The organism is Myxococcus sp. AS-1-15 (assembly GCF_020037055.1).
Classification (GTDB): Bacteria; Myxococcota; Myxococcia; order Myxococcales; family Myxococcaceae; genus Myxococcus; species Myxococcus fulvus.
In genome coordinates this window covers 106847-129775 of the sequence record NZ_JAIQDF010000015.1, presented here as the reverse complement: position 1 = coordinate 129775, position 22929 = coordinate 106847, and the positions used below count along the sequence as shown (strand labels likewise).

The following is a 22929-nucleotide window of genomic DNA, read 5'->3' as shown; positions in this document are numbered from 1 at the left end:
GCCGTCAGCGCGTGGAGGCGAGCCTTCGCACCACGACGCCGGCGGCGTTCATCCCGAAGCACGAGGTGACGAAGGACACGCTGCCGTCGATCTGCGTGCGGTGGTCACACGTGTGGAACTCGTTGTCCTGCGGGCAGACACACAGGAACCCGTCCGTCGCGTCGTCGTAGTTGAGGGCCACCGGCATGCGGCGCGCCTCGATGGAGTACACGGCGGTGATGCCCGTGTGCCGCTCGGTCTCCACGCCGTACTTGCGCTTGAGCAGCTTGCGGATGTCCTTGGCGAACGGGTCCATGTGCGTCTCGGACAGGTCCTCCACGCGGATGGCCGTCGGGTCCAGGCGCGCGGCGGCGCCCATGGAGCTGACCACGGGGATGCCCAGCGACACGCACCGGTGCAGCAGGTGCAGCTTCGCCTTCACGTTGTCGATGGCGTCCACCACGAAGTCGTACTTGCCGGCGGGCAGCATCTGCTCGGCGACCTCTTCGCGGTAGAACTCGCGCACCGCCTCCACCCGGGCCTCCGGGTTGATTTCGCGGCAGCGCTGCGCCATCAGCTCCGCCTTCGACTTGCCCACGCCCTTCACCGTCGCGTGGAGCTGGCGGTTGGTGTTGGTGACGCAGACGTCGTCGTGGTCCACCAGCGTCAGGTGGCCGATGCCGCTGCGCACCAGGCCCTCGGCCGCGTAGCTGCCCACGCCGCCCAGGCCGAACACCACCACGCGCGCGTTGGCGAGCCGCTCCATGGCGTTGTCCCCCAGCAGGCGCCCGGTGCGGTCGAAGCGGCGCGACAGCTTGAACGGCCGGGCGAGCGAGCCTGTCGCCGCGTTCGGCGTGGCCGTCGTGGCGGGCGGAGTCTCGGGCTGGGGAGGGGCGGGCGGTGGGGGCTGCGGGTTCATGGGGGTCCTCTATAACGCGACCGCTCGCCTACCGCGAAGCGGGGGGAAAACCTTCCCGGAACAGGCGCCGGGCATTCTCGGTCGTCCGCTGGGCGACCTCGTCCAGGGGCTCTCCCCGCACGCGGGCCATCCCCTCCAGGATGTGGGGCAGGTAGGCCGGCTCGGAGCGGCCGCCCCGGTGAGGGGTGGGGGCCTGGTCCGGCGCGTCCGTCTCCGCCATCAGCCGGTCCAGCGGGATGGCGCGCAGCGCGTCCAGGGGCTTGCGCGCCTCGGCCCACGTCACCGGGCCGGCGAAGGAGAAGTGGCAGCCCTTCTGGAGATAGAAGCGCGCCAGCTCCACGCCGCCGCTGTAGCTGTGCATGAGCACGCCCGCCTGGGGCAGCGCCTCCTGCTTGAACAGCTCGATGAGGGCCGGGTGGAGCCGGTGGCAGTGCATCAACACCGGCAGCTGGTGCTTGCGCGCGAGCGCCAGGTGCCGCCGCAGCACGGACAGCTGCCGCTCGAGCGGCGCGCCGGGCAGGGATGGACCGTCGAGTCCACACTCGCCCACGGCGATGGCGCCGCCCTTGGACAAGAGCGCGTCGAGCAGCTCCAGCGCCGCGTCGTCCTCCTCGGGCGTCATGTCCGGCAAGAGCTGGGGATGGATGCCCAGGCCCACCTGGAGGCGCGGCTCCGCGCGGGACAGCTCCAGCAGGGGCTCCCAGTCGTGGGGACCGACGCCGGGAACGAGGATGCCTTGCAGCCCCGCGGCCCAGGCGCGCTCCAGCACGAGCGTCCTGTCCTCATCGAATCGCGTCGCATCGAGATGGCAGTGGGTGTCGATCATTCATCACGCCGGAGTGAATCGCCGTTCATTCAGGAACATGCTCACTGCAACCCGCCCTCGCGAACCATTCCGTCCCTTTGGAGCGAGGCTATACGCCCTTCACTCACTTGGAGGGGCTGAATGGACAAGCGAATCGTCGGCGCGCTGTGCTGCGCGCTGTGGGTTCTGTCGACGGGGTGTGGTGACGAATGTGTGGACCAGTTCGACTGTCGCAGTGACAAGGGGCAGCCCGCCGAGGGCCAGGAGTGGGTCTGCACCGGCGACAACGAGTGCGAGCAGCGCCCCATCCAGACGCCCACCCCCGAGCCGGACGCCGGTGGTGGGGACGACGACGCGGGTGTCCCCGATGCGGGAGTGCCGGACGCGGGGATGCCCGACGCGGGCACGGATGACGACGCGGGCACGCCCGACGGTGGTGGCCAGGGCACCGGCGCGAAGGGGGATGCCTGCACGGCGTCCGGGGACTGCGGTCCGGGCCTTCGCTGCGAGGGCGCTCCGCTCACCTGCCAGGCGATGCATGTCGCGGTGACGGGGCGGGACGATGCCGGAGTCTCCGCGGCGCTGGTGATGCGCTACGACACGCCGGGCATGACGTCGCTGAGCGCGGCGGGCACGGACAGCCGCTATCCGCGGTGGGGCCCGGGCGGTACGCACCTCTCGTTCGCGCAGGGCGCGGTGGACACCGCGACGGAGAAGAGCGCCGGTGAGCTCACCGTGCGCGAGGTCCCCCTCGTCGAGGGCCAGGGCGTGGTGGTCGCCGATGGCGGCACGGGCAACACGGAGGCCTTCCGCTCGATGGAGTGGGAGCCGGGCACCGCCATCGCGTGGGTGCGGCAGAACGGCAGCCAGCGCTCCGGCATCTCGGCGGTGACGCCGGGCGGCGCCGGGGGCGTGGTGCAGGCGACGACGACGGGCGCGTTCCCGGACTGGTCGCGTGACGGGACGACGTTCGTCTTCAACGTGAACGGCGAGGGCCTGTTCACCTCGAGCGGTGGGGGCACCGCGCCGACGCCGCTGGCCAACGCCGGGGTGACGGCGGAGCAGGCGCACTACAACCGCGTGAACGACCAGCTGCTGTTCCTGGCCAACCCGAACAACGAGCTGGTGACCTTCGAAGGGGACACCACGCCCACGCCGCTGGTCCGGCTCTACAACATCGACGTGACGGGCGGCGGCGCGCCCCAGCTGGTCGCGGACGTGTCCACGGAGGCGTCCACCGACGGCACCGTGGACTCCTTCATCGCAAGCCCCATCTGGGCGCCGGATGGCACCTGGGCCGCGTATGTGCGCGCGTACTACTACCGGCCCACGTCGGGCGGCGCGGTGCTGTGCGGCGGCGCGGTGTCGCCGTGCCAGGACCGCTCGGGCAACGTCATCTTCCTGCGCGCCATCAACCCGCAGGACGGCTCCGCCACGGGCACCGAGGTGCGGCTCGTGGATGACGGCACGCTGCCGTCGTTCTCGCCGGATGGCCGCTTCGTCGCGTTCATCAAGGCGGGGCAGCTGCACGTGCAGCGCATCGACCCGGTGACGGGCGCGCAGGAGGGCGCGGCCATCATCCACCCGAAGGCGGGCTTCACGCTGCAGACGGGCGACAGCGACGACCACCGTCCCCGCTGGCAGCCTCGCTGAACCTCCAGGGGTCGTGACTCCCGGGCGGGGAGTGGCTGAGCGCTCCTCGCCTGGGTGAACGCGACGACCGGTGGGGCCGCCCGGGCGTTGCGCTGGACATGTCCACGCTCCCGGCCTGCCGTCCTCCGCGCGCGACGCATCGGGCCTTGCCTGTCCGGGGGCCGCCGGAATAGAGGGGCCCGGCTGACGGGCCTGGTGGCCTCTGTCCCGGAGGACGCGGATGAAGATGCTTCACGTGATGTTGGGAGTCCTGCTGTTCGCCGGGTGCGCGACGCTCCCGAGCCCGCCGGTGGACGTGGGCGGCGGCGGAACCGTGTCCGCGGACCCGCACCCGGACATGGCGCCTGTGCGCCTCCAGACGCGCGCGGGCACCTTCCTGGTGCACCCCAACAATGCCGAGGACTTCGCTCGCGCGCTGGCGGGTGAGCCCACCCAGCGGCACTACACCACCGGCGTGCTCCTGGCCGGGGAGTGAACCCGGGGCCCGGGTGGCCGAGGCTCCAGAGCCACGGTGCGGGCCACCGGTCGTTCCTACGCTGAAAAAAGCGGAGGGTTTCAGCCCACCACGACGATGCGGCGCCCCAGGGCCCGCGTCATCTGCGGTGACGTCATCACCGCCAGCGCCTCACCGAGCTCACCGCCCGCCGTGTCGAAGGCGGCGGCGATGACCTCCCCCACGGTGAGGTGGGCCTTCTCGGCGGCCACCCGGGCCCGCTGAGCCGTCCGCCGCAGTGCTGGCATCACCCGTCGCCCTTGTCGGCGCACCGTGACGCTCTTGCGTGTCGTCGTCTTGGCCATGTGCTCCTCCCACCTCGCGTTGCTGCGCGGGTGAGTACACCTGGGGTCTGACATATGCAGACGAGGTGCCAGCCGGACGCTCACCTGACGGGTAACGCGTACTAAGGGTTTTCCCTGTCACGGAGCGGGGTTCCTGGTTCACCACCTCACGCAGAGCACCGCAACCCCGGAAGGGTTCCTCGTTCTGTCGAGTTGATTCGTTCATCCAGCCCCGCAATCTCGACGTTTCGTTCAAGAGTCGAGAGTTCACTACAAGCCGCGAACACTGCGAGTGCGCTCGGTCTTGAATGACCCGGGTGTCGCTGGTGCCCCGCCGATTTGGTCCAAAAATTGGCAGTTGGGGGTGCGGGCTGACATGGGCGTCGCGCCCTCGTGGGCGGAGTGTTCGGTGCGGTATACGCGGGCCATGCCTCAGACCCTCTGCCCGAGCTGCGGTCACAGCCCCATTCCCCGGGGCGCCTCGGCCTGTCCCGCCTGTGGTGAGCCCTTCGACCATCTGCAGTCCTACAAGAAGGTCGGCCGCACGCGGCTGGACCGGCTGGGGGACGCGGTGGACGACGAGGCCACCGTCTTCGGTGGCGACCTGGTGACGAGCGCCGTCTCCGCGCATCCGGGCCCGGTGGCGGCGGTGCTGGGGGCGGGCGCGGCCGCGTGGTTCCTGCGGGCCGGTGGGGTGCTGGGCTCGCTGCAGGACCCGGCGTGGACGTACGGGTTGGTGGCGTTGGACCTGGTGCTGGCGCTGGTGCTGGTGCTCAACCGGGGGCCGGTGAAGGGCATCGCGCAGACGGGGCTGGCGGTGCAACTGGTCGCCACGGCGTGGCTCGCGCGCGGGGCGCCGACGGCCCCCGTGCACGTGGCCTACTTCGCGCTGGGCCTGGTGGCGTTGTTCCTGGTGGTGGGCGAGCCGGGGCCCGCGCGGCGTCATGCGGGCCTGGGGCTGGGGCTCGCCACGGCGCTGGCCTCGGCCGTGCTCCTGGCGCTGCCGGGCACGGGGGCATCCCTGGGAGGCGGGGGCGTGCGGCAGCTGCTGGTGGGCAGTGAGCTGGGGTATCGGCTGGAGCTGCCGGTGGGGTGGGAGCGGCTGACGCGTGAGCAGCTCTCCGCGCACCTGCCGCTGCCTGCGGCGACGCTGCACGGCAGCGGCGTGGGCTTTGGCGACATGGCGCGCGGGCGCTACGGCTTCCTCTGGGTGGAGCGCTCCACGGGCGTGAAGCTGGAGGCGGGCTGCCAGGGGCTCTTGAGCGCGGTGGGCACCGGCGAGGAGGCGCGCACGGCGTCGCCCGCGGCGCTGGGGTCGCGCTCGAAGCTGTACACGCTGAGCACGTCGGCGGGGGCGCGGGGCACGCTGGGCTGCGGGCTGCTGCCGGATGGTCGACTGGTGGGGCTCGCGGTGGTGGCCGCCGGGTCGGGTGACGCACAGCCGGGCGACACGGGCGGGCAGGAGTCCTTCGCCGCGGTGGGCGAGGGGCTCGCGTTGCAGTAAACGGGCGCCGCCATGAACGTCCAGGTCCTGTTCCACGACAACTGCTTCGACGGCGCCGCGAGCGCCGCGGTGTTCACCCGCTTCTACCGGGAGCGCGTCCGCGCGGACGCGGCGTTCCGCTACCAGGGGCTGAACCACAAGCCGGGCGCGGAGGGCATCGACCCGGCCGTCTTCACGGGCGAGGAGAACGTCATCGTCGACTTCCGCTACAGCCAGGACGCGCGGCTGACGTGGTGGTTCGACCACCATGCCTCCGCGTTCCAGCAGCCCGGGGACGAGGCGCACTTCCGCGCGGACTCGAGCGGGCGCAAATTCCACGACGCGCACCGCAAGAGTTGCACGAAGTACCTGGCGGACGTGGCGCGCGAGCGCTTCGGCTGGGACGCGTCCGCGCTCTCGGACCTCATCCACTGGGCGGAGCTCATCGACGGGGCGCAGTTCCCCTCGCCGCAGATGGCGGTGGCGTTGGAGGAGCCCGCGCTGCGCATCATGACGGTGCTGGAGGCGAACAAGGACCCGGCGCTCATCCCCGAGGTCATCCGCCGCATGCAGTCGGAGTCGCTCGCGGACATCGCCGCCTCGCCGCTCATCGCGGGGCCGCTGGCGCCGCTGCTCGCGCGCCACCAGTCGAACATCGAGCTGGTGCGCTCGCGGGCCCGCTACGAGCGCGGCGTCGTCTTCTTCGACCTGGTGGACGAGGGCGTGGACAGCCTCAACAAGTTCATCGCGTACGCGCTCCATCCGGACGCGCGCTACACGCTGTGGGTGGGGCGGGGGACGTCGCGCGCGAAGGTGTCGCTCGGCTCCAACCCGTGGAAGCCGGAGCTGCGCCAGCATGACCTGTCCGCCATCGCCGGCCGGTATGGGGGTGGTGGGCATCCCGTGGTGGCCGCGGCCAGCTTCAAGGCGGACCAGGCGGACAAGGCCCGCGCGGCGTACCAGGAGATTCTCGCGGAGCTGTCCACCGCGGGGTGAGGCTAGGGCTGGCCGCGCTCGAAGAAGGTGAAGCCGGCCTGTCGCAGCAGTCGCACCACCGTCACCATGGGCAGGCCCTGCACGTTGGCGCGGTCTCCGTCGAGCCGCGCCAGCAGCGCCTGTCCCGCGCCCTCCACGCGGTAGCTGCCGCAGCAGCCTTCCCACTCGTTCAGGTCGAGGTAGCGCTCCAGTTCATCCGGAGTGACGTCGTGGAACGTCAGGCGCGCGGTCTCCACGGCCTCGTCGATGGAGCCGCCCGGGTCCACCAGGCACACGCCGGTGTGGATGTCGTGGGTGTGGCCCAGCAGCTTCTGGAGCTGGCCTCTCGCCGCGTCGCGGTCCACGGGCTTGGTGAGTGTCTGTCCGGCCACCTCGACCAGTTGGTCCGCGCCGAGCACCCACGCGTCGGGGTGTCGTGCGTGCACGGCGCGAGCCTTGCGAGCCGCCAGCTCCCGGACGGCGTCGCGGGCCGAAAGGTGGGCGGCCACCGTCTCGTCGACGCCCGGGCTCACGGCGCGGTAGGGCAGGCCGAGCCCATCCATCAGCGCGCGGCGGGCACTGGAGGTGGAGGCCAGAATCAAGGGTCTCATGGGGGCGCCACCCTAGTGCACCGAGATGGACCGCGCCGCCGTCCGCCGAGAGAACAGGGCACGCCGAGCCCATTCATCAGCGAGTGGCGGGCGCGGGAGGTGGAGGCCCGAATCCAGAGGCTGATGAGTCGCCAACGTGATGAACCCGAGGAGGGGAGCGCCGCCGACATCCCGCGACGGGCACTCAAGGTGAGGGCCAGACGCAGCGGCGCATGGGGCATCACCCTGGTGTCCCGAGGCGTGCAGCGACGCCGCATGAACCCGAGGCAGGAAGCGCCGCCGACATCCCGCGACGGGCACTTGAGGTGAGGGCCAGACGCAGCGGCTCATGGGGCGTCACCCTGGTGCCTGCGGGAGGGAGCGCCGCCGCCCGCCGAGCGAGCATGCACGTCCCTGCTTCCCGGCCCCTGGGGTGATGCCGTAGCGTGACGGCCCATGTCGCGGCGCGGTCTGCTCGCCCTCTGCCTCTTCCTCACCGCCTGCAAGCGGAACGCCTCGGCCCCGGAACCGGGAGACGCCGGAACGCCCGAGGTGTCGGCGGTGAAGGCCTCCCCATCCAGTGCCGCGCCCTCGGACGAGCCCCGCGACACGCCGCGCCCGGTGCAGCCGCTCGCGGTCTGCCAGGCCCGGGGCGGCTCTCCGCTGGACGCGGCGCGCGGCTACTACGACTCGGGACGCTTCGAGGAGGCGCTGTCCTGCGCGGCGCAGGCGGCGGCCCTGGAGCCGGACCTGGCCTCGGCCCACGCCGAGCGCGGCGTCGCGCTGGCCGCCCTGGGGCGCGAGTCGGACGCGCAGCTCGCCTTCGCCCGGGCGCTCGCCATCGACCCTGGGGACGCGGACGCGCTGCTCGGCGCGGCCCACCTGTACGCGGTGCAGATGACCTCCACGCGCGAGCGCGACGAACTGGGCACGCTCTACGCCGAGCGCGGCCTGTCCCAGCCCGGCACGCCCCCGGAGCTCATCCCGCACCTGGCGCTGGTGTCGGCCATGGCCTTCAACGACCTGGGCCAGGCGGAGGAGGCCCTCGCCCGAGCCGCCATCGTCCTGGCGCGAGAGCCGGGCAGCCGAGAGGCCCTCTACGAGCGGGCCCTGGCCCTCTTCGAGCTGTGCCGCTTCTCCGAGGCGAAGCGAGCCTTCCAGGGGCTCGTCGACGACGCGGAGCGCGCCGCGCACGCGCACCAGCACCTGGGCCTGTTGCTGGAGCGGGAAGGGAAGTGGAAGCAGGCGCAGACGCACTTCGACAAGGCGCGAGCGCTGGCTCCCGACGACTTCCCGGCGCCGCCCCTGCCCACCGAGGACACCTTCCGCGTGGACGTGGCCCGCGCCGTCTCCGAGCTGCCCGCGGACATGCGCAGTGACCTGGAGGGCATCCCCGTCACCGCGGAGGAGCTGCCCGCCGAGGTGGACCTGCTCGCCAACCAGCCGCCCCTGTCGCCCACGATTCTCGGCCTGTTCCGGGGGCCGCCCCTGGGCGCGCCCTGCGACGGAGTGGAGTCGCCCTGCCGCTCGGTGGTGCTGTACCGGCGCAACCTGGCACGAGCCGTGCGCACCCCGGCGGAGCTGCGCGAACAGATTCGCGTGACATTGCTCCACGAAATCGGGCATCTGCGCGGGGAGGACGATGAGGAACTGGCCGCGCGCGGCCTGGAGTGACGCGAATGGCCATCCCCCCGACGCTTCCCGTTGCACGTACTACTCCCAAGGGCGCGAAGTCCCTGCGCGCGGGAAACCCCTGGCTGTACCGCACCGAGCTGGCCGCCCCGCCCGACGTGACGGGCCCCGGCGCGGTGGTGATGGTGGTGGACTCCCAGGGCAACCCCATCGGCCAGGCCCTCTACGCGCGGCGCTCCCCGCTGGCGCTGCGCCTGCTGACGCGCACGCCCCCGCGCGAGCTGCAGGTGAACGACGCCTTCTTCCGCAAGCGCCTGGAGGCCGCGCTCGCGCGCAGGTCCTCGCTGTCCAAGCGTGACGGCCTGCGCCTGGTGCACGGCGAGGCGGACCTGCTGCCGGGCCTCTTCGTGGACCGCTACGGCAAGGGCCTCACCCTCCAGACGCTCTCCGAGGGCATGGACGCGCGCAAGGAGTCGCTGGCGAAGATGCTGGTGGAGCTCACCGGCGCCACCCACGTGGTGTGCCGCGACGACGCCTCCGGCCGCGACTTCGAGGGCCTGCCGCGCGAGACGCGCTTGCTGCACGGCCAGGGCGAGTCGCGCTTCACGTACCACGAGGGCGACAACCGCTTCGACGTGGACCTGATGGGCGACATGAAGACGGGTGCGTTCCTGGACCAGGTGGACAACCACCTGCGCGCCGGAGAGCTGGCGCGCGGCGAGGCGCTGGACCTGTTCAGCTACCACGGCGGCTTCGCGCTCTCCCTGGCCCGCAGCTGCACGTCCGTCATCGCGGTGGAGCAGGACGAGAAGGCCGCCGCGCGCATCGGCGACAACGCCCGCGCCAACAACCGGACCAACGTCACCGTGGAGCACGCGAACGCCTTCGACGTGCTCAAGCGCTTCGACTCGCAGAGCCGCCGCTTCGACTTCATCGTGCTGGACCCGCCGGGGCTCGCCAAGCGCCGCGAGGGCCTGGAGACCGCGCTGCGCGCGTACCACGAGCTGAACCTGCGCGCGCTGCGGTGCCTGAAGCCGGACGGTGTGCTCGTCACCTGCTCGTGCTCGGGCAAGCTGGACCGCGCGGGCTTCGAGGAGATGCTGCTGGGCGCCGCCGCGGACGCGAAGCGCCCGGTGCAGATTCTCGAGCGCCGGGGCGCGGGCCTGGACCACCCCGTGCTCGCGGGTCTGCCGGAGACGGAGTACCTCAAGGCGCTCTACGTCCGGGCGCTCTGACGCGGGCCGGGCCGGACCCGCGCGAGGGGCACTACGGCAGCCCCAGCTCCTTGCGCAGCTTGCCCACGACCTTGAAGTACTCGGTCCGGGGGAAGGGGACGTTGAGGATGTGGAAGTCCTTCTTCGCCAGGCCCACGCACCCGAAGCAGTAGTTGCAGTCCTGCAGGTTGCGGCACATCACCAGGTAGGCGCTGGTGGTGCAGTTCTCGCTCTGCAGGCAGTAGGCGCACGCATGACAGCTCTTGCACTCCACGCAGTGCGAGCAGTTGTTGCACAGCTCGCACCGGGTGCAGTGCGTGCACTGGAAGCAGCTGTCGCAGTCCTTGCAGAACATGCAGTTGGCGCAGCGCTGACAGCCCTCGCACGCGTAGGAGCCCGGGTTGCCCGGGTCCGACGCGTAGCTCTTGGTGAGCTTCTGGAGCTGGTCCAAAAACTCCCTCTTGCCGAGCGAGGCCACGACCTCCCGCGCCGCCTTCTCCGCGGCGAGCAGGTCTCCTGCTTCGGACCGCGTACCTTTCTCCTTCACCACCCGGGACACTCCTTGCCCATTGTCGGACTTCACTGAAGCCGGGCCAGCCCGGCCAGGTCGATTCCTCGCGCCACCCGCCGCACCTCCACCGTGCCCGGAAAGCCCCGGCTGGTGACGGCCACCACGAAGCGATCTCCCACCAACAGGTTCGCCTCCGCCAGCGCCTCCTCCGCGTCGTACCTCACGAAGCCCACCGCGTCCTTCCAGTGGATGGGCGCCGCCGGGTCGCTCGCCGGCCGGTCCTTGGCCCGCTCGGCCGCGTCCCGGATGGCCTGCCCAATCTTCTGCCCCATCGTGGTGTCCACGATGCGCACCTTCACCTCGCGGCCCTCACCTCGGGTGAACAGCCGCTCTGCTTCCGACACGGACACCTCGCCGTACTTGCCGGTGGAGCCCTGGGTGCGCGCGACGGTGAAGCCCTCCAGCTCCTCCGGCAGGAACGGTGCCAGCGTCTTGAAGTACACGCAGGGCGCACTGGCGGCGGGGATGGAGGCCGTCACCTCGTCGGAGGTGCCCTCCGCTTTCGTGCACCCGACACCCGGGGCGAGCGCGAGCAGGAGGAGGGTGAGGCCTGGGAGAAAGTTGTCGCGCACGGCCGAATCAAAAGGTATCCCCGCCCCGCGCGCAATGGACCTCTCGAAGCTCAATCCTCCTCAGCGCGAGGCCGTGGTCACCCTCCAGGGGCCCTTGCTGGTCCTCGCGGGTGCTGGGAGCGGGAAGACCCGCGTCATCACCCACCGCATCGTCCACCTGCTCAACGAGCGGCCAGACCACATCCTGGCTCGCAACATCCTGGCCGTCACCTTCACCAACAAGGCGGCCTCGGAGATGAAGGAGCGCCTGGTCCACATGGCCGGGCCCCGCGCCCAGGGCGTGCTCGTGTGCACCTTCCACGCCTTCGGCGCGGAGATGCTCCGCGAGGACATCCACCGGCTGGGTTGGCCCAGGAAGTTCGCCATCGCGGACATGGGCGACCAGCTGGCCATCATCCGCCGCGCCATGCGGGAGCACCGCATCGACGACCGCGCCTTCGATGCGCGCAAGGTGCTGGGGCTCATCTCCAAGGCGAAGAACTCCGGCCAGGCGCCCGAGCCCAAGCCCGAGGGCATCGGCGACGACTACGACCTCATCACCCACATGGTCTACCCGGACTACCAGCTGGCGCTGAAGGCGCAGGGCTCGGTGGACTTCGACGACCTGCTCATCCTCCCCACGCGCCTCTTGCGTGAGCACTCGGACCTGTACCTCAAGTACACGCACCGCTTCCGCTACCTGCTGGTGGACGAGTTCCAGGACACCAACCTGGCCCAGCTGGAGCTGCTCAAGCTGATGGCGGGGCAGTCCAAGAACGTGTGCGCGGTGGGGGACGACGACCAGTGCATCTACTCGTGGCGCGGCGCGGAGGTGCGCAACATCCTCCACTTCGACCACTTCTTCCCGGGAGGGAAGGAGGTGCGCCTGGAGCAGAACTACCGCTCCGTGCAGATGGTGCTGGACGCGGCCAACGCCGTCATCGCCAAGAACCCCGAGCGCAAGGCCAAGCAGATGTGGACCGACCGCAAGGGGGGCCCCAAGGTGAAGGTGGTGGCGTGCCCCAATGACGAGGAGGAGGCGCGCTTCGTCGCGCACGAAATCCAGAAGCACATCTCGCTGGGCATCCCCGCGGACGACATCGCGGTGCTCTACCGGACCAACGGCCAGTCGCACCCCATCGAGGAGATGCTGCGCGAGAAGAACATCGCCTACGAGGTGGTGGGCGGCAGCGAGTTCTTCGACCGGCGCGAGGTGAAGGACGTCATCGCGTACTTCAAGGTCATCGTGAACCGGCTGGATGAAATCTCGCTCATGCGCATCATCAACGTCCCGTCGCGCGGCATCGGCGACGTGACGGTGGAGCGGCTGCACGCGCACTCGCGCGCGGAGGGCGTCACGCTGTGGACGGTGATGCGCAAGGCGTCCGAGTACGACGATCTGCCCCCGGGCGCGGGCGCCAAGGTGCACGAGTTCGTGGACCTCATCGAGCGCTACCGCGCGGCGTACGAGCACGGGCAGCTGGCCGTGGCCACGCGCAAGCTCCTGGAGGAGATCGGCTTCCGGGACGCCACGCGCGCGCACGCCACCAGCGCCACCAGCGCGGACAAGAAGCTCAAGGGCGTGGACGGCGTCATCGACTCCCTGGAGCGCTTCGAGAAGCGCGAGGGCCCCAAGGCCAGCCTGCTCACCTACCTGAACCGGCTGAGCCTGGACAACAAGCAGGAGGACGACGAGGACGTCCCGGGCAGCAACCGCCGCGTCACCCTGATGACCATCCACTCCTCCAAGGGCCTGGAGTACCGGCTCGTCTTCTTCATCGGGATGGAGGAGGACCTGATGCCCCACGGCGGCATGCAGGGCGAGGCCCAGAACCTCGAGGAGGAGCGCCGGCTCTGCTACGTGGGCATCACCCGCGCCAAGGAGCTGCTCTACCTCACCCGCGCCGTCACCCGCGTGAAGCGCGGCAAGGAGGTCCCCCGGACCCCCTCCCGCTTCCTGGAGGACCTGCCCGAGGACGTCATCGAGCACGTCACGCCTGATGCGCCGCGTCAGGGCCCGCCGACGACGGAGGAGAAGAACTTCTTCGCCAACCTCAAGGAGCGCTTCAAGAAGCCCCAGCCGGGGACTCCAGGGGGTGGGGGCGTGCCTCCTGGGGGTAGGGCGGGGTAGGAAAAGAGCCTTCCGTGGCTCAGGGGCCCCCGCCAACCTTGACTTGATCCTCCATGACCGCTAGGAGGGTCGGCCTTTCCGGGCCTCTGCGGATGTTTCGTGGAGGACCTGTGGTTGGTTCCGCACGAGATGCGGTCCCCGGCATGCACCTGGCGACCGCGAGAAGTCTGGAGTGCACGAAATGTCGCAGAAGACCTACAGCGCGAAGGCTGGGGACATCAAGCGCCAGTGGCACGTCATCGACGTGTCCGACAAGGTGCTGGGCCGCGCGGCGAGCCAGATTGCCACCTTGCTCAAGGGCAAGCACAAGGCCATCTACACGCCGTCCATCGACACGGGCGACCACGTCATCGTCATCAACGCCGACAAGGTGAAGGTGACGGGGACGAAGGAGAAGGACAAGATGTACTACCGGCACCCGCACGCGGGTTTCCCGGGCGCCCTGAAGATCACCAACCTGGAGAAGCTCCGCCAGCGCCACCCCGAGGACATCATCATCAACGCGGTCCGCCGCATGCTGCCCCGCAACGCGCTGGGTCGGCAGATGATGACGAAGCTGAAGGTCTACGCGGGTGATACCCACCCCCACGCCGCCCAGAAGCCGGCTGCGTACTCGGTTGAGGCGTAAGGGAGACAACGTCCATGCCCATCCACCAAGAGCTCGGTTTCTACGCCACCGGCCGCCGCAAGGAGGCCACCGCTCGCGTCTGGCTGCGTCCCGGCACGGGTCAGGTCACCATCAACGGTCGTGAGATCAACGACTACTTCGGTCGCGAGACCTCGAAGATGGTGCTCAACCAGCCCCTCGAGATCCTCGAGCAGAAGGGGAAGCTCGACGTCACCGTGAACGTTCGCGGCGGCGGTCTCTCCGGCCAGGCCGGCGCCATCCGTCACGGCATCGCCCGCGCCCTGTGCGCCTTCAACCCGGAGTTCCGTCCGGCGCTGAAGAAGGCCGGCTTCCTCACGCGTGATGCCCGCGCGGTCGAGCGCAAGAAGTACGGTCAGCCGGGCGCGCGTCGCCGGTTCCAGTTCTCCAAGCGCTAACCGTTCAGGTTGGTCGCTCGCTGTCCTCCGCGGCGGAGGCTCTCTCACGAGGGTCTCCGCCGTGGTGTTTTCGGGGACTCACTCCACGGTGTGTCGCGCGGGCGCGGGAGCGTCTGCTACCATCCGCGACGCCCATGGAACTCAATGAGATCCTCCAGATCGCCCTGCGCGGCGGTGCCTCCGACATTCATCTCAAGGCCGGTCTGCCGCCCATGTTCCGGGTGGATGGCTCGTTGGTGCCGTTGAAGGACGGCCGTCGTCTTCCGCCCGAGGAGGTGGCGCGGATGGCGTTCGGCATCATGAACGAGTTCCAGAAGGAGAAGTTCAAGGCGAGCAACGAGGTGGACCTGGCGTACGGAGTCCCGGGCCTGGGCCGCTTCCGCGTGAATGTCTTCCAGCAGCGCGGCACCGTGGGCGCGGTGCTGCGAGTCATCCCGTTCAAGGTGATGACGATGCAGGACCTGCTGTTGCCGCAGGTGCTGGCGAAGATTTGTGGCGAGGAGCGCGGTCTCATCCTGGTGACGGGCACGACGGGCTCCGGCAAGTCGACCACGTTGGCGGCGATGATCGACCACATCAACTCCAACGAGACCAGCCACATCATGACGATTGAGGACCCCATCGAGTTCCTCATTCGCGACAAGCGCTCCATCGTGAACCAGCGCGAGGTGGGCGTGGACACGATGAGCTTCGCGCAGGCGCTCAAGAGCGCGCTGCGGCAGGACCCGGACGTCATCCTCGTGGGCGAGATGCGAGACCACGAGACCATCGAGACGGCGCTGCACGCGGCGGAGACGGGCCACCTGGTCATGTCCACGCTGCACACGCTGGACGCGACGGAGACGGTCAACCGCATCGTCTCCGCCTTCCCCCCGCACCAGCAGAAGCAGGTGCGCATCCAGCTGGCCTCGGTGCTCAAGGGCGTGGTCAGCCAGCGACTGGTGCCGCGCGCGGACGGCAAGGGCCGCGTGGCCGCGGTGGAGGTGCTGCGCGTCACCGCGCGCGTGCGCGAGCTCATCGAGGACAAGGACCGCACGAAGGAGATCCACGACGCGATTGCGCAGGGCACGGACTCCTACGGGATGCAGACCTTCGACCAGTCGCTGATGAGCCTGGTGCGCCAGGGGCTGGTCACCTACGACGAGGCCCACCGTCAGGCGTCCAACCCGGACGACTTCGCGCTGCGCTTCTCCGGCATCAGCGGCACGTCCGATTCCAAGTGGGACAGCTTCGACGCGAAGCCGGGCGAGGCCCGTCCGATTCCGGGCTCGGCCGCCTTCGCGCAGAAGGGCGCGCCCGTGGGCGCGGCACAGCCTCCCGCCGCGCCTCCCACGCCGGCGCCAGTCCAGGTCGCGCGTCCCGCCACGCCCGCGGCGCCGAACGTCGCGCGTCCGCCCGCACCCGCGCAGGCCATGCGCCCGGCCGCGCCTCCGCCGGCGGCCCGTCCTCCCGCTCCAGCCCCCGCGCCCGCTCCGGCGGCGGGTGGGGACGACGACTTCCAGATCGAACGCTTCTGAGTCGAAGGGGCACCGTGGGTCGAGACCGCCGCGCGCGGTCTGGCCTCGGTGCTCCGTTTGATGCCACTGAGTGGCGCGAGGCCGCGAACGCTTGGCCTCGGTGCTTCGTTTGATGCCACTGAGTGGCGGCGAGGCCGCGAACGCTTGGCCTCGGTGCTTCGTTTGATGCCACTGAGTGGCGCGAGGCCGCGAACGCCCGGCCTCGGTGCTTCGTTTGATGCCACTGAGTGGCGGCGAGGCCGCGAACGCCCGGCCTCGGTGCTTCCCCGAAGCGTTGAGGGGCCATGAGAGCGGGTCGCCGCGAACGGCCCAGCCCCGGTGCTCTGCCTCGTCTGTCGGGAGATCCCCGTGAGGCGAGACGGCTCCGTGCCGTCGCCCACCTGTGTGACGCGACCTGCGAGAGGGGGCGCGTCTCGCTCAGCGGGCTGCGTCCAGGGACATCGCTCAGGCTCGTGACGGGGAAGGGGAGTCATCCTCCCGTCCATCCGATTCGCACGACCTGGCATCAGCCACTTCGAGCGGCGGGCCGCGAGGGCCCACCGCCGCGTCACAGGGGGGACTACGCGTCTTCCTCGCCCAGCATGGCCCTCAGGCGCGACAGGCGCAGCGGGCCCATGAGGCCCTCCTTCGCCAGCGCCTGGAGCAGGTGGGCGGTGGCGTGCACCTTCTCCTCCTGCTCCTCCTCGGGCTTGTCGGCGACCTGCGCGTCCAGCAGGGCCTCGATGTGCTCGGGGTTGATGGGCGCGGGGCCCTCCGCCCAGGCGATGTCGAACAGCGCCCTCGCCATGACCTCGCGCACCTTGCGCTCGGCGTCGTCCTTCGAGGCCTTCACGAAGCCGACGAACAGCGCGTCCACCGCCTCCTTCGTCAGCGCGGCCAGCGCGGGCACCTCGCCCAGCGACTCCTTCACGTACTCGCGGTCGAAGCTGTCCACGTCCTGCTCGTAGCCGAACGCCTCCTCCAGGAGGATGGAGGCGATGAACGCGTCCGTCTCCTCCTCGCTCGCGCCCTCCTCGGCCAGCGCCTCACGCGCCTTCTTCGTGGCCTCGGTCAGCTCCGCGTCTTCCTGAATCGCGCGCGCCGACGCGTGCGCCGCCAGCAGCACCAGCGCCGCCTGGGCGTCCGAGGACAGGACGCGGCCACCCACGTCCATCAGGATGGCGGCCTGGCGCGGGTGCGCCTTGGCGGCCTCGGCGAAGAACTGCTCCTCCGGGTCGAGGGCGCCCCCCGCCTGCTGCTTGCGGAGCGTCTCCTTCGCGACATCGGCGGTGAGGTAGCGGGCAAGGACTGGATGCATGCCGCGCCTGTTACCACATGCTACGTATCCCGCCATGCTCCCGGAGGATGAAGGCCCCGAGGCCGTCCAGCGCGCCACGGATGCGGGACTCAAGCTGCTGGGCATCCGCGCCCGCACGCGCCAGGAACTGCTCCAGGCCCTGGAGAAGAAGGGCTTCGCCCCCTGCGTCCGCGACGCCGCGCTCGCCCGCCTCCAGGGCTGGGGCTACCTGGACGACACCCGCTTCGGAGAAGCGCGCGCCGCCTCCCTCCTGCGCTCGGGCAAGGGCCCCGCCTCCATCCTCCAGAAGCTGCAAGCCCACGGCCTGTCCGAGGACGCGGCCCAGGACGCGCTGGAGTCCGCCACGGACGCGGTGGACTTCGACGCCGTCGCCGCCGCGCGCGCCGTCCTGGAGAAGCGGGGGCTGGCGGCCCGGCCGCTCGACGAGAAGGCCTGGGCCCGCGCCGCGCGGCTGTTGTCCGGGCGGGGATTCTCCGAGGACGTCATCCAGCAACTGCTCGGCGAACCTTCACTGGACCCCTCGGGGCCGGACGAATAGCGTGCCGCCGATGCGTTCCGTCGTCGCCTTCCTGACCGTCGTCCTCTTGTCCGCCTCGGGTTGCTCCACCCTCTCCGGCTCCCAGGGGGGAGACCCCGACTACGCCGCCGACGCGGAGGAGAACCTCCGGCTCGGCAGCGAGGCGCTCGAGAACAAGGACTTCTTCAAGTCCCAGAAGTACTTCGAGTACGTCCGGGTCAAGTACCCGTACCAGGAGGCCGCCCGCGAGGCGGAGCTGCGCCTGGCGGACCTGGACTTCGCCCGCGAGGCCTTCGCCGAGGCCCGGGACCAGTACCAGGCCTTCATCAAGCTCCACCCCACGCACGCCAAGGTCGACTACGCCGCGTTCCGCTCGGCGCTCACCCACGTGGAGGACTACCCGTCCGACTTCTTCGCGCTGCCGCCCTCCGAGGAGAAGGACCAGGGCGAGATTCGCGCCGCGCTCTCCACCATGGAGGAGTTCCTCCGCCAGTACCCGGATTCTCAGTACGTCCCCGAGGCCAAGCGGCACGCGGACGACGCACGCAAGCGCCTGGCCGAGCACGAGCTGTACGTGGCCCGCTTCTACACGAAGCGCGAGCGCTGGAAGGCGGTGGCCCAGCGCCTGGAGTCGCTGCTCACGAAGTACCCCGGCACGCCGTACGAGGAGGAGGCCCTCTTCGACCTGCACGAGGCCTACGTGAAGCTCAACGACCCCAAGCGCGCCGAGGAGACCCTGCGCCAGGTGCTGCGCCGCCTGCCGGGGACGCCCGCCGCCCAGAAGGCCCAGCAGATGCTGGGCACGTGAGGTCCCCGGCAGGCCGCGTGAGGTCCACCGAGGAGTGGAGCCGGCTGGGGGGCCTGGTCATCGCCGGACTGGCGGTGCTCGCCGCCTGCGCGGTGCTCATCCCCCGGCTCCTGGGCTTCGCCGCGGGCCCCGAGGCGGAGATCATCACCGCCCTGAAGCACACCGAGGCCTATGGGTTTTCCCTGCCCATCCCCCTCGCGGACGCGCCCCTGGTCTCCCAGGAGCTCCACTTCGCCCGCATCACCGTGACGGTGGAGCCCGGAGGCCAGCGCGCCGAGGCCCACGCCACGCTCGACTTCAACGGCACCCTGGGCCCCACCCGCGTGGGCACCGCGGGCGTGGAGAAGGTGCCCTTCGTGCGACGCGGGGGCGACTGGGTGCCGGAGAAGAACACCTCCCCCCGACTGGTGGCCGTCGTCACGGCGCTCGAGGCGCGGCGCCGCGCGCTGGAGGCCGCGGACGCGGAAGGCCTGGCTCGGCTCTCTGTTCCGGGGAATCCCGGAGTGGGGGGCGCCGAGTGGGACGAACTGAAGATGTTGCGAGGACGCGTGTATCGGGCGGAGGCGTGGTACATCCGGTTGGAGCGGGAGCAAGCAGTGGTGACGGAGCACTGGCGGTTGCAGGGCTCCCTCCCGTCGAGGCCGGTGGACACCCGGGGCCAACGGTCGCTGTCGCTCACGCTTCACGGTGATGAATTCTTGTTTTCGCCCGGGCTCATGTAGGCTAGCCGCGTCGGAGGCAGGGCCCGAGGACGGGCCGGAGTCATGGAAGAGCCCCTCAAGCAGCTACTGACCCTCGGGCGCGGCTACTTCGAGAAGAAGCAGTACGCCCAGGCCGAGCAGTACCTCGCGAAGATCGTCGAGCAGAATCCGACGTTCGCGGACGTGTTCAACATGCTCGGCATCATCTACCACGACCAGGGCCAGTTCGCCCGGGCCCAGCGGGCGTTCGAGTCCGCGCTGAACCTGAATCCGGCGTACACCGAAGCGGCGCTCAATCTCGCGGTCATCTACAACGACATGGGCAAGTACGCCGAGGCGAAGGAGGTCTACCAGGCCGCCTTGTCCCGGCAGAAGACGGGCCCCGGGGAGCTGGACCCCTACGTCGAGAAGAAGATCGCCAACATGTACGGCGAGATTGGCGACGTGTTCGCCTCGAGCGGCGCATGGCAGCGCGCCATCGAGGAGTACCGCCGCGCGCTGGGCCTGTGCCCACAGTTCGTGGACATCCGCCTGAAGCTGGGCAATGCCCTGCGTGACGCGGGGGACAACGCGGCGGCCATCGCCGAGTACGAACAGGTCATCGCGCAGAACCCGTCCTACATCCCCGGCCGTATCCAGTACGGGGTGGCGCTGTATTCCGCCGGGCGCAGGGCGGAGGCGGTGCAGGTGTGGGAGGACGTGCTGGCGCGCAGCCCCGACAACAAGAGCGCGCAGATGTACCTCAACCTGGTGAAGGACCCCGGCAAGGTGGAGCAGGCGGGTTGATGACCATGGATATCTCGAAGACCTATGCCCTGAAGTTCATCTCCGGGAAGTACCAGGGCGGAGAGTTCCCCCTGAAGGCGGAGAAGCAGATCGTCATCGGCCGCTCCAGCGAGCTGGACATGGTGCTCGTGGAGGACATGGTCTCGCGCAAGCACGCGAAGATCAGCTTCTCCAACGGGAAGATCACCATCGAGGACCTGGGCTCCACCAACGGCACCTTCGTCAACGGCGAGAAGGTGAAGCAGGCGGGGCTCAAGGAGGGGGACCGCATCCTCATCGGCACCTCCATCCTCAAGCTCGTGCACCAGGGCGCCGACGGCGCCAACGTGGACGAGAGCACGGCCAAGCTGAAGCTGGAGGAGGCCGCCGCCGCCCAGGCCGCGCGGACCACCACCAAGGGCAGCTCCATGACGGGGAAGATTGAAGAAATCCCCCTGCCGGACCTGCTCCAGCTCTTCCACACCTCCAAGAAGAACGGCGTGCTGGTGGTCAACAGCACGCAAGAGGGGAAGATCTACCTGCGCCAGGGCCGCGTGTACTACGCGGTCATCAACGAGAACCACAACCTGGGGCCGCAGAAGAGCTTCAACCGCATCATCACCTGGGAGTCGGGTGACTTCGAGCTGCGGCCGGCGGACAGCCAGGAGTTCATGGTGGAGCTGGACTCGTCCACCGAGGCGCTGCTGATGGACGCGCTCCGTCAGCTCGACGAGCTCAAGCGGCTGCAGCCGAGCCTGCCGCCCCCGGAGGCCATGCTCCAGCTGTCGGTGCCGCTGGTGCCGCCGCTCAAGGAGCTGACGCCGGAGCTGCTGGACGTGCTCCAACTGGTGCTCAACCAGGGCACGCTGGCGGGGGTGCTGGACCGGGCGGACGCGGATGACGTCGTCACCGCCGAGGGCCTGGTGCACCTGCTCAAGCGCGAGTACGTCCGCATCATCTAGGTCGCACACGAAGCCCGCTCTCCTCGTGGGAGGGCGGGCTCCATCTGAAGGGATGTCGCCGTGGCGGACGCGAAGTCGGTGAAGCGCCTGCGCCTCACCGAGCTGAGTCACTGCGCGGGTTGCGCGGCGAAGCTGCGGGCCGGGGACCTGGCCCAGCTCTTGGGAGGGCTCAAGTCCTCCCGCCCCCCGCAAGCGCTGGTGGGCTTCAACACGAATGACGACGCGGCCGTCTACCGCCTCTCGCCCGGCCTCGCCGTGGTGGAGACGGTGGACTTCTTCCCGCCCGTGGTGGACGACCCGTTCCAGTTCGGCGCCATCGCCGCGGCGAACGCGATGTCGGACATCTGGGCCATGGGGGCGAAGCCGCTGTTCGCGCTCAACCTCGTCGGCTTCCCGGACGAGCTGCCCAAGTCCGTGCTGGCGCGCATCCTCGAGGGCGGCCAGTCCAAGGTGGAGGAGGCGGGCATCCCCATCCTCGGCGGCCACAGCATCCGAGACCCCGAGCCGAAGTACGGCCTGGCCGTCACCGGCGTGGTGCACCCCAAGAAGGTGCTCACCAACGCGGGCGCGAAGCCGGGGGACCTGCTGCTGCTCACCAAGCCCCTGGGCACGGGCATCGCCACCACCGCCATCAAGCGGGGCGTGGCCTCCAAGCAACTGCAGAAGAACGTCATCGGCGTGATGACCACGCTCAACCGCGCCGCGGGCGAGGTCTTCGCCTCGGGCCGGTTCAAGGTGAACGCCCTGACGGACGTGACGGGCTACGGCCTGTTGGGCCACCTGCTGGAGATGATGACGGCCGCGAAGACGCGCGCGGCGCTGGATTTGGAGCGCGTGCCGCTCATCGCCGAGGTGCCCTCGCTGGCCGAGGCGGGCGTGGTGCCGGGCGGGACGAAGTCGAACCTGGAGCACGTGCAGAAGAAGGTCCGCTTCCCCAAGGGGCTCCCCGAGGCCATCCAGTGGGTGCTCGCGGACGCGCAGACCAATGGCGGACTGTTGGCCTGCGTGCCGGCGAAGGACGCGGTCAAGGCGCTCAGGGCCCTGGACAGGGCCGGGGTGGACGCGGCGCTGCTGGGCGAGGTCCGCGCGGGCCGTCCGGGCATCGACGTCATCGGCTGAACCGGGCGCCGGGCGGGGATTTCGCGCCCGGGGTGGGGCTCCGCTAGCATCCCCCTCCGGCATGAAGTCGTCCTCCCGCTCCCTGCTGCTCCTCCTCGCATGCATCTGCTGGGTTCCCGTCACGGCGGGAGCCGGCGAGCGCCCCGCGCGCATCGTCATCGACCCGGGCCACGGCGGCGTGAAGGAAGGCGCCAAGGGGCCCGGCGCGCTGCGCGAGAAGGAGGTGGCGCTGCAGATTGCCCACCGCCTGCGCTCCAGGCTGGAGGCGGCCGGCGGCGAGGTGTACCTGACGCGCGAGCGCGACGCGCTGGTGAGCCTCACCGAGCGCGTGGAGATGACGAACGACCACGGCGCCGACCTCTTCATCTCCATCCACGCGAACTCCATGCCCACGCCCCGCATGAGGGCACGCACCGAGGGCGTGGAGACGTACTTCCTGTCGGCCAGCGCCTCCGGTGAAGCGGCGCTCGCGGTGGCGGACCGGGAGAACTCGGAGGCGCCCATGTCGCGGGCGGCGCGCGGCGACTCGACGCTGGCGCTCATCCTTGATGACCTGGTGCGCACGGAGGCGCACTCGGACTCGTCCCGGCTGGCCTACGCCATCCACCCCCGGCTCGTGGCGCGCACGCGGGCGGCGGACCGGGGCGTGCAGCAGGCGCCCTTCTTCGTGCTCTCCGGCGTGGAGTGCCCGGCGGTGCTCGTGGAGGTGGGCTACATCTCCCATCCCGAGGAGGGCCTGAAGCTGGGGCGGGCGGACTACCAGGAGAAGCTGGCCGAGGCCATCAGCGAGGGCGTGCTCGCCTTCCTGAAGGACACGCGGCGCAGGGACGCGGCCCGGCCGGCCCAGGTGGCGGGCTCGCAGACGCCCTGAGTGGACAGCGGGCCGACTCGGACGACACGCGGGCCACGCGGCTCTGGT

At 70.3% G+C, this 22929-nt stretch carries 24 protein-coding genes; 17 read left to right on the top strand and 7 right to left on the bottom strand.

Features of this window, described 5'->3' with window-relative positions:
• Positions 1 to 4: 4 nt before the first annotated feature.
• Both K8625_RS33085 and K8625_RS33080 read right to left on the bottom strand, forming a co-directional pair.
• Positions 5 to 898, bottom strand: a complete 894-nt coding sequence (locus tag K8625_RS33085; protein ID WP_223784954.1) for a ThiF family adenylyltransferase — start codon at positions 896 to 898, stop codon at positions 5 to 7.
• Positions 899 to 926: 28 nt separating this feature from the next.
• Positions 927 to 1724, bottom strand: coding sequence for a TatD family hydrolase (locus tag K8625_RS33080; RefSeq protein ID WP_223784953.1), 798 nt, complete (start codon positions 1722 to 1724; stop codon positions 927 to 929).
• 120 nt (positions 1725 to 1844) lie between these two features.
• Between K8625_RS33080 and K8625_RS33075 the strand changes: the two genes are divergently transcribed.
• Positions 1845 to 3356, top strand: coding sequence for a hypothetical protein (locus K8625_RS33075; RefSeq protein ID WP_223750590.1), 1512 nt, complete (start codon positions 1845 to 1847; stop codon positions 3354 to 3356).
• Positions 3357 to 3576: 220 nt separating this feature from the next.
• Positions 3577 to 3831, top strand: coding sequence for a hypothetical protein (locus K8625_RS33070; protein ID WP_223750591.1), 255 nt, complete (start codon positions 3577 to 3579; stop codon positions 3829 to 3831).
• Positions 3832 to 3911: 80 nt separating this feature from the next.
• Here K8625_RS33070 and K8625_RS33065 read toward each other — a convergent pair whose 3' ends face one another.
• Positions 3912 to 4154, bottom strand: coding sequence for a hypothetical protein (locus K8625_RS33065; RefSeq protein ID WP_141333144.1), 243 nt, complete (start codon positions 4152 to 4154; stop codon positions 3912 to 3914).
• A gap of 406 nt (positions 4155 to 4560) precedes the next feature.
• Here K8625_RS33065 and K8625_RS33060 point away from each other — a divergent pair, with 406 nt between their 5' ends.
• Together K8625_RS33060 and K8625_RS33055 are read left to right on the top strand one after the other, a co-directional pair.
• Positions 4561 to 5637: a zinc ribbon domain-containing protein gene (locus tag K8625_RS33060; RefSeq protein ID WP_223785007.1), complete on the top strand. Its 1077-nt coding sequence runs from the start codon at positions 4561 to 4563 to the stop codon at positions 5635 to 5637.
• Positions 5638 to 5649: 12 nt separating this feature from the next.
• Positions 5650 to 6612 (top strand): hypothetical protein, encoded by a 963-nt coding sequence (locus K8625_RS33055; RefSeq protein ID WP_223750593.1) that lies wholly within the window; start codon positions 5650 to 5652, stop codon positions 6610 to 6612.
• A gap of 2 nt (positions 6613 to 6614) precedes the next feature.
• Here K8625_RS33055 and K8625_RS33050 read toward each other — a convergent pair whose 3' ends face one another.
• The gene (locus K8625_RS33050) at positions 6615 to 7202 is read right to left on the bottom strand and encodes a nucleoside triphosphate pyrophosphatase (protein ID WP_223750594.1); all 588 of its coding nucleotides are present in this window, start codon (positions 7200 to 7202) and stop codon (positions 6615 to 6617) included.
• A 435-nt stretch (positions 7203 to 7637) separates the two neighbouring features.
• On the opposite strand from K8625_RS33050, the gene K8625_RS33045 reads away from it, so the two are divergent.
• On the top strand, positions 7638 to 8855 hold the full coding sequence (locus K8625_RS33045; RefSeq protein ID WP_223784952.1) for a metallopeptidase family protein: 1218 nt from the start codon (positions 7638 to 7640) through the stop codon (positions 8853 to 8855).
• Between the two features lie 5 nt (positions 8856 to 8860).
• The gene (locus K8625_RS33040) at positions 8861 to 10048 is read left to right on the top strand and encodes a class I SAM-dependent rRNA methyltransferase (RefSeq protein ID WP_223750596.1); all 1188 of its coding nucleotides are present in this window, start codon (positions 8861 to 8863) and stop codon (positions 10046 to 10048) included.
• Between the two features lie 31 nt (positions 10049 to 10079).
• Here K8625_RS33040 and K8625_RS33035 read toward each other — a convergent pair whose 3' ends face one another.
• Both K8625_RS33035 and K8625_RS33030 read right to left on the bottom strand, forming a co-directional pair.
• Positions 10080 to 10577 (bottom strand): caib/baif family protein, encoded by a 498-nt coding sequence (locus tag K8625_RS33035; RefSeq protein ID WP_194869545.1) that lies wholly within the window; start codon positions 10575 to 10577, stop codon positions 10080 to 10082.
• A gap of 29 nt (positions 10578 to 10606) precedes the next feature.
• Positions 10607 to 11170 (bottom strand): hypothetical protein, encoded by a 564-nt coding sequence (locus tag K8625_RS33030; protein ID WP_370640422.1) that lies wholly within the window; start codon positions 11168 to 11170, stop codon positions 10607 to 10609.
• A gap of 34 nt (positions 11171 to 11204) precedes the next feature.
• Here K8625_RS33030 and K8625_RS33025 point away from each other — a divergent pair, with 34 nt between their 5' ends.
• The 4 genes from K8625_RS33025 (at position 11205) to K8625_RS33010 (ending at position 15841) form a co-directional block, all read left to right on the top strand.
• Positions 11205 to 13280, top strand: a complete 2076-nt coding sequence (locus tag K8625_RS33025) for an ATP-dependent helicase (protein WP_223750597.1) — start codon at positions 11205 to 11207, stop codon at positions 13278 to 13280.
• A 181-nt stretch (positions 13281 to 13461) separates the two neighbouring features.
• Complete coding sequence (gene rplM, locus K8625_RS33020; RefSeq protein ID WP_141326090.1) at positions 13462 to 13908, top strand: 50S ribosomal protein L13; 447 nt, start codon at positions 13462 to 13464, stop codon at positions 13906 to 13908.
• 14 nt (positions 13909 to 13922) lie between these two features.
• On the top strand, positions 13923 to 14324 hold the full coding sequence (gene rpsI, locus K8625_RS33015) for a 30S ribosomal protein S9 (RefSeq protein ID WP_046712181.1): 402 nt from the start codon (positions 13923 to 13925) through the stop codon (positions 14322 to 14324).
• Between the two features lie 134 nt (positions 14325 to 14458).
• Positions 14459 to 15841, top strand: a complete 1383-nt coding sequence (locus K8625_RS33010) for a type IV pilus twitching motility protein PilT (protein ID WP_223750598.1) — start codon at positions 14459 to 14461, stop codon at positions 15839 to 15841.
• Between the two features lie 559 nt (positions 15842 to 16400).
• Here the strand turns inward: K8625_RS33010 and K8625_RS33005 are convergent.
• Positions 16401 to 17138 carry a hypothetical protein gene (locus tag K8625_RS33005; RefSeq protein WP_223750599.1) on the bottom strand — a complete coding sequence of 246 codons (738 nt, stop codon included), beginning with the start codon at positions 17136 to 17138 and terminating at the stop codon, positions 16401 to 16403.
• Positions 17139 to 17172: 34 nt separating this feature from the next.
• Here K8625_RS33005 and K8625_RS33000 point away from each other — a divergent pair, with 34 nt between their 5' ends.
• From K8625_RS33000 to K8625_RS32970, 7 genes are all read left to right on the top strand, one after another.
• Complete coding sequence (locus K8625_RS33000) at positions 17173 to 17676, top strand: regulatory protein RecX (RefSeq protein WP_223784951.1); 504 nt, start codon at positions 17173 to 17175, stop codon at positions 17674 to 17676.
• Between the two features lie 10 nt (positions 17677 to 17686).
• Positions 17687 to 18463: an outer membrane protein assembly factor BamD gene (locus K8625_RS32995; protein WP_223784950.1), complete on the top strand. Its 777-nt coding sequence runs from the start codon at positions 17687 to 17689 to the stop codon at positions 18461 to 18463.
• Between the two features lie 17 nt (positions 18464 to 18480).
• The gene (locus K8625_RS32990; RefSeq protein ID WP_223784949.1) at positions 18481 to 19185 is read left to right on the top strand and encodes a hypothetical protein; all 705 of its coding nucleotides are present in this window, start codon (positions 18481 to 18483) and stop codon (positions 19183 to 19185) included.
• Positions 19186 to 19227: 42 nt separating this feature from the next.
• The gene (locus tag K8625_RS32985) at positions 19228 to 19950 is read left to right on the top strand and encodes a lipopolysaccharide assembly protein LapB (protein ID WP_046712186.1); all 723 of its coding nucleotides are present in this window, start codon (positions 19228 to 19230) and stop codon (positions 19948 to 19950) included.
• A 5-nt stretch (positions 19951 to 19955) separates the two neighbouring features.
• Positions 19956 to 20891 carry a DUF4388 domain-containing protein gene (locus K8625_RS32980; RefSeq protein WP_141326091.1) on the top strand — a complete coding sequence of 312 codons (936 nt, stop codon included), beginning with the start codon at positions 19956 to 19958 and terminating at the stop codon, positions 20889 to 20891.
• Positions 20892 to 20969: 78 nt separating this feature from the next.
• A complete protein-coding gene (selD, locus tag K8625_RS32975) occupies positions 20970 to 22010 on the top strand; it encodes a selenide, water dikinase SelD (protein WP_255316201.1) in 1041 nt (346 codons plus the stop codon).
• A 61-nt stretch (positions 22011 to 22071) separates the two neighbouring features.
• A complete protein-coding gene (locus K8625_RS32970; protein ID WP_223750603.1) occupies positions 22072 to 22881 on the top strand; it encodes an N-acetylmuramoyl-L-alanine amidase in 810 nt (269 codons plus the stop codon).
• Positions 22882 to 22929: the final 48 nt, after the last annotated feature.